The following is a 13,769-nucleotide window of genomic DNA, read 5'->3' as shown; positions in this document are numbered from 1 at the left end:
AGGGCTTATTATTTAAATACTTCTTTCTGATGCCAATTCAAATGTCCAACATTTGGCATCCAGCTATCTTTCTTTGGTAAACGTATTAACTTATCTTCAAAATCAAAGAACAAACGCTGAGCTTGCTCACCACCATTGAGGCTATCTGATAACTTAACTTTGAAGTCTGCTGTGATTGAAAATGCACCTTTGTCAAAGGCTTTATGGTGTACTGCACACAGCGTTAAACCATTACTCACATCACACGGTCCATGAAACTGCTTCCACTTTATATGCGCGGCTTCTAATCCTACTGAAACATCATCCATTCTTAAGTCGTAGCCACATACTGCACACTGAAAGTTATAAGCACGTAGCACTTCTTTTCTAAAGTTAGGATCACGCTTTTTTATATTACGAGTAGTTAACTCAATACCTAGTTGAGCAGAAACATCTAGAACGATGCTATCAGGAAAGCTTTCACTTAAAATCAGTTCAATCAGCTCTAACGTTAATTGCGAATCACCTTTTAAAACCGCATAAGCTTGGTCGTTAAAACCAGCAGTAACTCCATGCTTTATTAACTCAGCTTTTGATGGGTCAGTATTACTTTTACGTGACTTGCACTCTTCATCATTATTAACAGTCCAGAAACCGTCATTTTTCAAACGCCAAAATGGATACTCTGGGTGATAAATAGAACGACTAGGGCCAAAACGTTTTAGTAGAGCTTGCACTTCTTGATGCAAACTATCTTCATATAGAAAAAACTGATCATGGTCTTGTAAATACCGAGATAGCACATAAGCCATCATAATAGGTTTATTCGGAGCACGTTGATCACTACGTGACCAACGCTTAACACCTAATACTGCATCTTTAAGTTCATTAGGCGTCATTCAACAACTCCCAAAACGCCTTATCTTTAATCTTGGTTATATTCTTATCGCCATCCACATATAAGCTGTAATGCTTCTCTAATTCGCGGATCGATTTCATTAGGTTTTCTTGTTCGTGCTTGTCATCTATATTAAAAATCGATTTAATATCTTGGTTTTTAATCTGTGAAACACGATGCACGATCCAGCTTAATACATAAGCCGAATAATCATTTTCACTGGTTTTAAAATGGGTGATATCTTGCGTTGATAAAATAACGCCGACCCCATATTCACGCCCCTCTTTTAAAATTTTGCGTAAACTTGGGAAGTTCTGCGACATAAAGTTATCCGCTTCATCCACCAGCACCAATTTAGTCACTTGGCGGAAATCACCTCGTACTTCAGGTTTGCCCTTCTTCTGCATTTGCGAATAAAACAGATCTAAGGTTAACGCCACTACTAAGTTTTGTACTTCTGAAGGATATCCAGCTAATTCAACAACTGTTATACCATCAACTAAATCATATAAACTGGTGCATTTGCTAACATCGTCCTCAAATATTTCCAGTTCATTTAAACTTTCTAATGCAGCATAGAGTGAGTCTTCCGTAGGTTCGCTCTCTTCAAACAAAGCCCAAATATCTGCAATGGTTGGTGCAGGTTTATTCCAAGTACTTGCATCGCCCTTTTTAATGCCCGCCAAGTCATAAGCTTCATTAATAAGTTTTCGTAAGCGCAACGTCTGTTTTTGACCTAAACCAAAAGCTTTACCCATGGTTTCTGAAAAACCACGTGCCGTATGCACGGGTAACATGGGTGTATCACCAAACAAACTTAATGGGTTATAAGGTAATTTATGGAGGTTGAATTTTTTACCCTGAGTGGCATAAATAAACTTGTCATCCACATAATCTGATTTGTAGTCAAAGATCAGAATACCGATTGATTTTCCGTCGATATTTTTATGCTGGTCGCGGTAAAGCTGTGTCACTACCGCTTTTGTACACTGGGTTTTACCTGTCCCCATAGTACCGATAATACCGGAGTTGGTATTCATGAATTTAGCTGTGTTTGTTGGCTCCCAGTAAACAGGCTCGTTGTTTTGCATGATATGCCCAACTAACACCTTTAAAGAGTCTGTTGAAGTTGGCTTCGCAACCAAATTCGGCTCTATTTCTTCAGGAAGTTTAGGTGATAAACCATCTACCAGTTTTGATTTATCAGACTCTATTTCTATAACTGATTTTATTGGCGTAACGTAGTCTTTATTTGCAACTTCGCCTTCCAGAATATATTGCTCAGGTATATAACAAAGCTCACTACTTTGAATGTTTGCAAGAAGCGTTTGTAACGGCGTACTGATAAAACGATTTAAGTTAGCGCTTGGTAGTATGATCTGCAGAATATCATCTTCAAGAGTGTATTCTTCTTTAGCAAAATCGGCATTTTCAAAAAAGGCCATCATAAACCCTTGCGGGTAATCAGCTAAATCTGCAATTTGGTAATCACCTTGCAACCACCACTCTCGATTGCTTTGTAACTCATTGAAGTAGTCATTTTCATATACTTTATATAATTCAAACTTGTCTACCTGCATTAAAACTTGTCGAATAAATAAGCCCCGGTATAAATGACCTGCAAGGTCGTCACGGCCGAATAAGTTTTCAACTAAGTAGCGTTTAAGTTCTTTGGCTTGTTGTATACCTTTACCATGCGTACGTTTTTTACCAATCTTAACTTCAAGTGGCAACAAGTACATATTATTGCCTTTAAAACCAACAAACAGTACATCATCAGAAATCGCGCCACTTTTAATATTTTGTGAGCAACGCGAGAAATCACTATCACTCATTCTTAAGCCGATATTACCTGCCACACGCAACATTTCAGCGACACTCATGGGCACCCATGTAATATCACTTTGGTGTAATAAACAATTTACGTATTTATAAGCGCCTATTATGCTTTTTTTCTCTTTACGGTCATTATCATTACTAGTAATCATTTTAAGTAACCACTCACCATTAAACGCATTAAATTCATCTATTAAGCCTTTAACGCCTTGAGAAAGCACTTGGTCGTACAAATCTCTACGCTTGGTAACCGTTATTGCATCGTAATTAGCCGAGTTTGTGAAATTATCTGAATAATGTATTAACACTGCATCTTTTTGACCTTTGAAAAACTCAAGTGTTACTTTAGGGTCAATAATCACCGTCCATACTGAGTTGTCGTAAACACCTTCAAGTAACTCTGAAAGATGCCCTGCTACTTTTAAGCCTAAACCGTTGTTAGTTTCATATTTTTGTCCGCACCATGCGGCTTTAGCTAAACTGTTATATAGACTGCTCAGTTTTAAGGTATTAGTATCTTCAATATTTAATTTATTAAGGCCGTAGGTGGTAAAATAAGTACTTTGCTCTTGATAAGCCGTTTCACCAGCCAATAAACCATGACATGCAACACCTGTTTTTTCGGTTGAAACATCAACAGGCACAGCCTCAACCCTTGTATCGTTGCGTACAAAGCTGATATGCGCATAATTAAATGTAGGTTCTTGTATACTTAGCTTAAACTTACTATAGGTGATACGACTTTTAAGCATATCGGCAATCGCATCAGCTTTATCTTTCTCACTTCCTAACTCTGCAATATCTTTCAATTCTTCATAACTTGGTGCATCGGCAAAGTCATCAAAATAAGTACGCTTTAATTCTTTGTCATAAAGATTTACATGTATACGATTTGCTTCATCGAGATCTTTCTTTTTTAAGTAATCGACTAAACCTAAAAATAGCGCTTTATTACTGCCGTTATTTATTGAGTTGATAAAAATGGTTTCTTTGCAGCCTTTATCAAAAAGAACATCAAACGCCTTAGTAAACTCACTTGTTTTCTGCCGTACTAATGGGCGAACAAATTCTAAAGTCGCTTTTTTATTCGATACTAGTTTGGACCACATTCGATTCTCAGCAACTGCTTGATTGTATGTAAAATCATCTTTTGCATGCCATACAAAGGGTAATAAACCTTCTGCATTTAAACGTTTAATTGTCGCTTTAGGTAACGTGTTAAAGCTGCAGTCATTATCATCACTAGCACGAGTTACTAGCTGTGCAAAATAAGCGAGTGTCAGCGGGTGCAGCGGCGTTATGTATTCTTCAGCTTCAAATTCAGCAATACCTATATTTACCAGCATGTTAGCTTGTGGTGATAACATTGATTTGGTTGTTAACTTTTCAACTTGTGCCAAATAGCACTCAACAATATTATTGGCGATGTCCTGAAACTCAGCTCCCCAAGAGCAAGTGCTGATAAGTGCCTTTCGCTCATCTAGATAATTAAATAATGCTTCGTAAGCATCAAATAGATCTGGGAATGTACTTTTAATATCATCTAATAAAACTTGAGGTCTGCTTACTACTTGTGTTGCAAGTATTCGTTCATCTTGTAATTTGGCTTCCCAATTTAATATACTTTTTCGCATATTTGTTAGGTTTAGATCTTTACCGTCTATTACAACCTTTTCTTTGGCTCTGTTATATAACCCATTGAAATTATCATTATATAAACGGTTAAATAGATTGGTATCTAACACCAATGGTAAACTTAATGTATCTGATGAAACTGCACCATCTACTTCAAAATTAAGTATGTGCGAACCACTTTGAACAGCAAAAGTTAAACTATCAGTTTCATTAGCAAATTTTTCAAAATCGACAGTTTGTATATCTTGCACTAGAAATGTTTGATTCGACTGCGTTACAGTTGTAAGCTCCCCTTGCTCTGCTATTTTTAAACTTCCGGCATTTGTTTGTAATGTTATAAGCTGTTTACGTGGTACTAGTAAAAAGCTATCAGCTAAATCATCAAGATAAAAAGCCCCTTCTGGTATAATTAATATTCTGTATTTAAAACGTTCTTGTGGTTTTTCACGTTTGAAATCAACACTAAAATAGAGTGGCTGATTATTAAAGACACCTAATATTTCAACAATACTGCGTTTTTGAGAGCGATTATTTACATCAAGCAATATTGGCTCTTTAGTGTGCTGTAGTTTTAATTCATTTTTTAAAATTTTTCCGCCGACAAAACTTGCTTCAATTTTAAAGTCAGTTGTTGCAACTGGCATTTGAATAATTAAATGACGTTCTTTTTTATTTTCTCTTGCTACGAAATCTATATCAGCAATTGATTCATTTTCAAACGACAACAAGTTTTCTTTATTATCTCGGCGCTCTTTTATAAGTGCGCCATAATCAAGCTCTTCCCAATTTTGACCTTCTGAAAAATTTGTATTAACAAATTTTTCACCTAAATCTAGGTCACCCAATTTTTCTACAAGCTCTTGTGGATATTTATCGACAATCTCACTTATATTGCCGTATAACTGGTGATTTTGTGATAAACGCTTATCTATTTGATCTGTATCGTCCCAACTTACAATGGTGTTATCATTAAATAATCCTAACTCACTAAACCGAATAACCCCATTTTTTAACGCATCATAAAGCTCACTAAAACCAAACATAGTTGCGCCATCTTCAATGATTAATTTAAAGCGATGATCAAGCAAGCATTGCGATATTTTGTCAGTATCGTTTATTGATGAAATAAGATTACTTAGTGATTTTTTTATTATCGAAGGGTGCCAGACTTCTCCAACTTTACCTAGATCACGTGCTGAGTTAATCAATGTGTCTAAGTATGAATTGTGAATTACCAGTAAAGCAGTACCTTTTAAAATACCATCTTGTGCTGAGATTATATCCCGTAAATGTGAAATAAAATTTTCACTAAGCCCTTTTTCACTTTCACTGTGTACGACGGGTATTAACCTAGTAGATCCTAGAGTAATAGCTGAAAATTTTTGATCAATATCATTCGTTTTTAAGACAACACTAATATCAGATATACGTAGCATCGCTTCATAAAGCTTTAAGCTATTTTCACTATCTGGGGAACGAAACTGGAAACGGCTTTCGCCTTCAATTCCTTTAGAAGCCCATTGACAAAAGTGTTCAACTAAAAAGTCTTCATATAGTTTTTTTGACATAAACGGCATCTCCACTGTCACTCATTCGTTCTACGTTTCCCATTCTTTCAAAAAAATCTATTAAGCACTCTTCACTACTTTTATCAAAAAACACACCACGCTTTTGAAATTCAATTAATAATTCATGAAGTCTTAATTTATCACTTTTACCAATACTTAAATTAGTGAGTAATAAAAGGTAATCTTGGTTTAAAATTAAAAACGATCCTGCTCGTCGTCGATTTTGTTCAAATGGATGAATTAAGGTTTCTCTAGTGGCTTTTACAAAATTATTAAAAGCCGTTTCGCGAGTTGATCCTTTTTTAAATTGTTCTGTAAATAATTGTGTTAAATTTCCAATTGCATCAATAGTTGTATCTGCTAACTTCTGTTCAGTAGTTAGTTTTCTATCTTCGTGAAAAATAGATGCGTAATTATTTAATGCGCTTAGATCCTTCTCGCTTAACTCTTCAAATAATTTCCACAGGGGACTGATTAATTTTTTGGTGTCTTGTAAACTTTCATTTAATGCTAAATAAGGAAATAACGAATTACTAGACTCAATAACTTGTTTGTGGCCGTGAAGCTGCAATTTAGTCCGTTCTTTGCTCGCTTTTTCACTATCTAAAATAAAATAGCAAGGTTTTACTTCCGGTTTATATGCCCAACTTTTTATATTTAGAGACAGTTGTGCTGTATACAAAAATCCGTATAACTTCAAAAAAGCTTTAACGTTTTGTAAAAAATGATCTGGATAACTAACTAAGAACTTCAAGTCCTTTTGGAATTGTTCTGATAAAAATGGAAGATAAGCGATGTGCTGTTTACGGACTCTTTGGCTTTCATTTGTAACTAATGGTGAATCAAAGACCTTTTTCACTTCTCGTTCTAAAAAATTAAGCTGAGCTTTTGGTGCACTAGAGACTTCAATATCGCCCATTAAGCTATTAAATAATAACGTTAAACGTTGATCACCTGAACTGCTTTTATCAATATTTAATACTTTTAAGGCTTGCATTTCAGGGGTTATGTTTAATACTTGTCTGCTATCAAAATACATCTTCTCAATAACAGACCAAAATGGTTCACCATCTAATTTATCTATAAAGTGGTTTTTACATAACGCTTTAAAATCATCAAGTGACTTAAGGCTCTTTTCAAGCTCTAGATCATGTAATGATTTAATGAAAAAACCAACTACAACTTCCCAATCATACTTATTATTAGCACTATTAGCTGAAACAGGAAAATAGCTAGCAGCACTATTATTTTTAGGTGTTAACTCTTCTGATAATGGCATTTATTAATCCTTACTAACCATAATGTCGTCTTCCTCAAGCTCTAGATTATATTTACCATCAATACCTGTAATTACTATTTCTGTAGCGGCCTTAGCTTGATGAATTATCTCCGAAGTTAATTCTTCTAAAAGGACCACTGAATTTTTATCGTGCTTATTAGGGCGATATCCATTGTTTATATTGATGAGTAGAGATAAAAGATTAATATTTATTGGCAGTTTAAATTTTTTATCTTTAAGTTTTAAATGTGCAATAAAAAATGCGCTACTGGAGGTCGTTGAAGTTGAAATAGATTTATAATCCATTGTTAAATCAGCAGGTGCTGCGATTTGGTAATCACCAAAATCTGACAGTAAAAAGAATTTTTTACCTAGTTTTGGTGCATTGCGATTTATATAGCGGCGAATAGCTGCAATCAGGGTATCCCTATAAAATAATTTTAAATTATTTTTTTGATTACTTTCACCATTATGAGACTTATGTAATTGGTGAACTGATATGTAATTTTCGATTAGTGGATCGTTAAAATCAACTGAAAACTTTTTATGATAATTATTCGCAAAATCATCATATCTAAGTAGAAAAAATAAACGTAAATACTGTGCAGCATTTTCGAAATATATAGTACCTAGTTTATTTAAACCACTTTTGAAAGCTTCAAAATCGATGTCAGGCAAACCTAAGTCGTAGGCAAGAATAAAACGATCTAATTCCTTAGTGCGGAGATGGGATGGGTCAAAATTTTCAATTTTATTCGCAAGTTCATTCCCTCCCCCCGCAAATAAATTGTCGAATAAATATCCATCACCTGATAAAAGTTCATGAATAAAATCGAGTAACGAGCGAGCTGTTAAAAACTGTTCTCTCATTAAACGAGCTTGAAATAACAAATCTATTATAACTTTTTGGACAGAGGGTAAGCTTAGCAATTCAAAGTTAGTGATTAAACGTAAGGTTGTTTGATCATTTTTTTTAATCTTTTCATGATCAAGAATTCGACGAAAGATGTTATTTTCTTTCCGTGTAATTCGCTCCAATAATTTTTTTGCAAAATCACAATTATAACCATCGTCATCTATTATGAATTTGGGATAATCTTCAAAATTTATAAATATAGCAGTGTCGTCCTGCACATCCTTATTTTCAATATATGCTCTAATTTTATTACGAATAAAATGATTTTGACCTTCTTCTGCATAATTACCAAGCATCCCAGCATTGATACCTACGACTAAAGGCGTATTTGTTGTTTCAAACTCGTTAAATACTTTATCGAGTGTTTGGATAGCGGTGCCATGGGGATCGAAACTATGCGTAGCATCTAAATGAAATTTAATTTGAAAGCCAAAATGCTCTTTAGCTTTAGTTAATAGTTCTGACTTACCATCACCACTACTACCACACAGAAAAAGAACTTTTTTATTACTATTTTCAAACGAACTAATGATTTTATTTACTGCTGTTTCAATTGGCATTTGGATATAAAGATAAGATTTAATTTCATCCTGTAATGAATCTGCAGGATCTAGTCTTTCTGTTGATACTGCATATGATGAAGAATTAGACATCACTCTAAGCGCGGTTCGAAGATCTATCAAAATAAGAAATCCCTAACTTAAATGTGTAAATAAAATGAATTAATATTAGTTAAAATTCATATTAGCAACATATTTATAAAAATAAAGGTTATAAAACTGAGTTTTAGCGACTTTGATATCAAAATTTTATAACAAACAATAACCCGATTAAAAAACAAACTAAGTTGTTAAATATTGGTTAAATGTTATTTGCTGTTTTCGATATTTTTTTAAGTTTGAAATAAACCGACTATAAAAAGTGACTTTAGCGTAATGAAATATTACTCACGATACTGAAGTCCTAGTTCCTTTGATTCGGTAATTTGGCTGACGTTTGAGCGGGAATTTAGGTTGTCATTTTATGATTTGATGTCGTTATTTATATCACTTGGGTTGTACGTGACTGAGCACAGCCAACGAGATTGAAGTCTCGGTCTTTTTAGTCAGGTCATTTGGCTCAAAATAACATGGGGTTATAACGTTATTTGATATGTAATTTGTGCATGCCAGCGTTAACGAGGGCTTTGGCTTTTACCTTGGCTTTATGTGCTTTTATGCAAACAACGTTAATTGAACAATGACACAGCGAAGCTTTAAGTAATTTGCCTGACTTTTTATTATCAAACATATTGTATTTATGATTGTTAATATTAGCGACAAACTCTTTACAGGCTTCTTGCAGATTATAACGGTAATCGTTATGTAGATGCGCAGAATGAAAGCAGGCGCTTAAGTAGAGGTTGGTTTTATTACAATGCTCACAATAGAATCGAGGACGATATTTTCCAGAATTGATACAGCGTATAAGTTCAAAGTTATATTTCATATTGTCCTTTTCTGTATTGTTATCGGTATTGCATCATGCCAATGCGTTTGAAATTGCACTATTAAAATTAAACTATTTAGCTTAAATGTGCAATTTCAAGCGTTGAAAATCATGATTGAATCGTGATTGAATCGTGATTACATGATCCATTTCCACCAAATAAACACAGCTAAAAATCCGAATAGGTAGACAAGTCCAATCCAACTCAGTGCTTTCATTCTTGGTGTCAGCGCAAGTCTTCCCTTGAGGTTTGCACTTACAATTAATCGATAATTCAGCACGGCAAAGATAGGTGTCGTGATGAAAGCAAGGATCATCGCAAAGTTTAACATGGTGATGAGTTGTGCCGTGAAGAACAATAACACCACCATGCCCGCTACCCCAATCACGCCCATCCAGTTGTTATGGTATTTGGGTTGATCAAGCGATTTCTTTTGCAGTAATAATTGTGCTTCTGAAAGTACGCGTGCATAGCCATCTATCACTGTAATAGTACTACCGAAAATACAAAAGAAGGCAATCACTGCAATCAGGTAACGTGACCATTCACCAATGGTTGAAGCATATAAGCTAACCAGTTGATGTGAGAAACCGATACCCGATTTCGCCAGTTCTTGGCCGCTACCATTAAGCACTAACGCACCTAATGCTAGAAATACAACAGCCAGTAACGCAGTGCCGATATAACCAACGTTGAAGTCAAATAATGCTTCTTGTTCGGTTACATTTTTTTGTGTTCTTTGGTTTTTTAACCACATTGAAGTAATCGATGACACTTCAATTGGCCCAGGCATCCACCCCATCATGATGACGATAAAACCAATCGATGCGATATCCCAAATGGTAGGAGATTGATAATCAGCAGGTGCAACGGCGCCATTACCAAATGCAACAATAACAGCACAAACCGTTGCAATAACTAGCGTGATCATAATAACTTTAGAGATAGTATCTAGCGCACGATATTGTCCTGCAAACAGAATCGCTAAACAAATCGCTAATATAATGCCGGCATTGACGGTAATTGAGACTTCAAAGGGTGAAAAATAACTCAATAAGCTCGCACTAAACATCAGTAAAGCTGCGGTACTAACAATCGAGGCGACGATGGTCAATCCAGTATAAACCCAGAGATAACCACGGCCCATTAGGCTATACCCTTCGACTAGGCTTTTGCCCGTTCCCATGGTGTATTGAATACCAGCACGAAAAAATGGATATTTAAATAAGTTAACTAACAGAATGACAACGGCAAGTTGCCAACCATATATAGCGCCGGCTTTTGTTGATGAAACGAGATGTGAACCACCGACAGCGGCTGTTGCCATCATGATGCCAGGGCCAAAGCTATTGATAAGATCTTTTATGCGATTACTGTTTTTAATGGGACTCGTCGCTACGTTTTCCATGTAATGTCCTTGTTGCTAGTCGTTAATAGTCGTGTTTTATATGTATTAATCACGGGTTTATTATCATTATTATGCGATTGATTATCGGTTTGAAATGTAACAAAAGAGTAACATATTGCGGTATTTAATTGTTTAACTAGTTCAAACAATTAAACAATTATTTTGTTTCGTTATAAAGGTTAGCAGTTAGAACGAATAAAGCGGGTTAATTGAATTGAAATTGCGCATATCGACTCATAGTAATTATGATGCGCAATTTCATTGTTTCAGTTAACTAAATTAACCATTTCCACCAGATAAAGACGGCAAGAAATCCGAATAGGTAAATAAGACCAAGCCAACTGAGCGCTTTCATACGAGGGCCTAGTGCTAATGCACCAGTTAAATTCGCTTTAATAATGAGGCGATAATTTAAGTATGCAAAGGCTGGTGTAGTGATAAATGCAAGGATCATTGCGAAGTTCAACATGGTCATAAGCTGCGCAGTAAAGAACAATAAAATAACCATCGCAATTGCACTACAAACGGCCATACAACCATTATGATATTTTGTTTGACCTAGTTCTTTTCTGACAATTAATAGATGTGCTTCTGATAATGAACGACAGTAACCATCGATAACCGTAATGGTACTTCCAAAAATACATAAAAAAGCAACAACGGCAATCAGGTAACGCGACCATTCACCAATGGTGATTGCATACATGCTAACCAGTTGATGTGAGAAACCAATCCCTGAATTACTAAGTGTTTCACCATTACCATTTAACACCAATGCGCCCAATGCAAGAAAAACAACAGCAAGTAATGCAGTACCAATATAACCAACATTAAAATCAAACATTGCACTTTTATCGGTCACAGTTTGTTCTTTACGTTGATTTTTAAGCCACATTGACGTTAAGGTCGACACTTCTATCGGACCGGGCATCCACCCCATCATTATTACGATAAAACCAATGGCAGACATATCCCAAATCGTTGGTGGTTCGAATTCAGCGGGTGCAACGGCTCCGTTGCCAAAGGCTACAATCGCAGCAGTCACTGTCGCAACCACTAAGATCAACATAATTACTTTTGAGATGGTATCGAGCGCTTTATACTGCCCTGCAAATAAAATAGCTAAACAAATAACCAATATGATACCAGCATTGGCTGTCATCGACAGTTCAAAGGGGGAAAAGTAACTGAGTAAACTTGCGCTGAACATTAATAGTGCCGCAATACTTACAATTGTTGCGATCGTCATCAGAATCGCATACACCCAGAGGTATCCGCGTCCCATATCGCTGTAACCTTCGATCAGGCTTTTACCTGTGCCCATCGTGTATTGCACTGCCGCGCGGAAAAATGGATATTTAAATAAATTTACCAGCAGAATAATTGCCGCCAGTTGCCAGCCATAAATTGCACCTGCTTTTGTTGATGCGACAAGATGTGAGCCACCGACCGAAGCCGTTGCCATCATAATTCCGGGGCCAAAGCTATTTATTAGATCCTTCACCTTGGCGGTTCGTGGAACGGGTCCCGCCGTTGCGACATTTTCCATGCAATTTGTCCTTTTTTGTTAGATATTATTGAGTAGTTTACTTAGCTTTCGTAAAAGTTCGTGCTACTACATTGAAGAATTTTAGTGCTTTTCTTTATGTTTTTTGTAGAAATGAGAGAAAGGCACTTTTAAAATCGGAGAATTAGTATAATAAATATGCATAAGGTTTGCTTGGAAAAGTTCAACTTATTTTTATATTTTTTAAATTTATTTTATTATTTAACCACTTACCGATAAATTTATTTTTTGATGTCGTAAGCAAGATATATTTACAGTGGTTTTTTCTTATTATTTTCGCTGTCAATATGTCGAAAATAGCAATGTATACACGCAACCAAAACCACAGCACTGAAATCGATGCGCTAAATATTGCTTTAAGCGCTGAATGCTTTTCGGACCGGCAAACTTGGTGCGCACAGCACACCCTACATGCTACTAATTAAAAACACCTCATGCTTCGCATAATATATCGACTAAAGTCGACGCCCCAAGGACACGGTTTACAAAACGGTGCGCTAGTAACAAAACAACTGGGGCAGCGACTTCAGTCGCTCGTTTTGGGAAAGCAGCCTGCTTGTATAGTAAGTTGACTATATAATTTGAGCGATAGAAAGCTTTAGGGATTGGCAAACTTGGGCCGCGCAGCACACCCTACATGATGATTTCAAAGAAACACGTCATGCATTGCATGATATGTCGACTAAAGTCGACGCCCCAAGGATATGGTTTACAAAACGGTGCGCTAGTAACAAAACAACTGGGGCAGCGACTTCAGTCGCTCATTTTGAGGAAACAGCTTGCAAGGTAAGTTGACTAAATTTTATTTGAGCATTGAACAGCTTTCGGGATTAGTCGAACTTGGTGCGCGCAGCACACCCTACATGATGATTTCAAAGAAACACGTCATGCATTGCATGATATGTCGACTAAAGTCGACGCCCCAAGAATATGGTTTACAAAACGATGCGTTAGCAACAAAACAAATTATTATAATATTTGGGGCAGCGACTTCAGTCGCTCATTATGAGGAAACAGCTTGCAAGGTAAGTTGACTAAATTTTATTTGAGCATTGAACAGCTTTCGGGATTAGTCGAACTTGGTGCGCGCAGCACACCCTACATGATGATTTCAAAGAAACACGTCATGCCTTGCATGATATATCGACTAAAGTCGACGCCCCAAGTATATGACTTGTAAAACGATGCGTTAGT

General features: G+C 36.0%; 7 protein-coding genes. All 7 read right to left on the bottom strand.

Annotation, left to right across the window (positions count from 1 at the left end; all coding sequences use genetic code 11):
* Positions 1-8 precede the first annotated feature (8 nt).
* A complete protein-coding gene (locus ACR30L_RS08245; RefSeq protein ID WP_435237535.1) occupies positions 9-878 on the bottom strand; it encodes a phosphorothioated DNA-binding restriction endonuclease in 870 nt (289 codons plus the stop codon).
* Entirely contained in the window at positions 868-5,916 is a 5,049-nt protein-coding gene (gene dptH, locus ACR30L_RS08240; protein ID WP_435237534.1) for a DNA phosphorothioation-dependent restriction protein DptH, read from the bottom strand. The genes ACR30L_RS08245 and dptH overlap by 11 nt, the downstream gene beginning before the upstream one ends.
* Positions 5,897-7,195: a DNA phosphorothioation-dependent restriction protein DptG gene (gene dptG, locus ACR30L_RS08235; RefSeq protein WP_435237533.1), complete on the bottom strand. Its 1,299-nt coding sequence runs from the start codon at positions 7,193-7,195 to the stop codon at positions 5,897-5,899. The genes dptH and dptG overlap by 20 nt, the downstream gene beginning before the upstream one ends.
* 3 nt (positions 7,196-7,198) lie before the next feature.
* Complete coding sequence (gene dptF / locus ACR30L_RS08230; RefSeq protein WP_435237532.1) at positions 7,199-8,794, bottom strand: DNA phosphorothioation-dependent restriction protein DptF; 1,596 nt, start codon at positions 8,792-8,794, stop codon at positions 7,199-7,201.
* Positions 8,795-9,254: 460 nt separating this feature from the next.
* Positions 9,255-9,599, bottom strand: coding sequence for a hypothetical protein (locus ACR30L_RS08225; RefSeq protein WP_435237531.1), 345 nt, complete (start codon positions 9,597-9,599; stop codon positions 9,255-9,257).
* A gap of 137 nt (positions 9,600-9,736) precedes the next feature.
* Positions 9,737-11,008 (bottom strand): NRAMP family divalent metal transporter, encoded by a 1,272-nt coding sequence (locus ACR30L_RS08220; RefSeq protein WP_435237530.1) that lies wholly within the window; start codon positions 11,006-11,008, stop codon positions 9,737-9,739.
* Between the two features lie 274 nt (positions 11,009-11,282).
* On the bottom strand, positions 11,283-12,557 hold the full coding sequence (locus ACR30L_RS08215; RefSeq protein ID WP_435237529.1) for an NRAMP family divalent metal transporter: 1,275 nt from the start codon (positions 12,555-12,557) through the stop codon (positions 11,283-11,285).
* Positions 12,558-13,769 lie beyond the last annotated feature (1,212 nt).

Origin of the sequence: Psychromonas saccharinae (assembly GCF_051201515.1) — a bacterium.
Taxonomy (GTDB): Bacteria; Pseudomonadota; Gammaproteobacteria; order Enterobacterales; family Psychromonadaceae; genus Psychromonas.
The sequence above is the reverse complement of the archived record's forward strand: the minus strand, read 5'-3'. Positions and strand labels throughout refer to the sequence as shown.

Excerpts from the sequence above, each read along its gene's own strand:
- ACR30L_RS08245 (WP_435237535.1), bottom strand. The coding sequence starts at position 878 with ATGACGCCTAATGAACTTAAAGATGCAGTATTAGGTGTTAAGCGTTGG.
- dptH (WP_435237534.1), bottom strand. The coding sequence starts at position 5,916 with ATGTCAAAAAAACTATATGAAGACTTTTTAGTTGAACACTTTTGTCAA.
- dptG (WP_435237533.1), bottom strand. The coding sequence starts at position 7,195 with ATGCCATTATCAGAAGAGTTAACACCTAAAAATAATAGTGCTGCTAGC.
- ACR30L_RS08225 (WP_435237531.1), bottom strand. The coding sequence starts at position 9,599 with ATGAAATATAACTTTGAACTTATACGCTGTATCAATTCTGGAAAATAT.
- ACR30L_RS08220 (WP_435237530.1), bottom strand. The coding sequence starts at position 11,008 with ATGGAAAACGTAGCGACGAGTCCCATTAAAAACAGTAATCGCATAAAA.
- ACR30L_RS08215 (WP_435237529.1), bottom strand. The coding sequence starts at position 12,557 with ATGGAAAATGTCGCAACGGCGGGACCCGTTCCACGAACCGCCAAGGTG.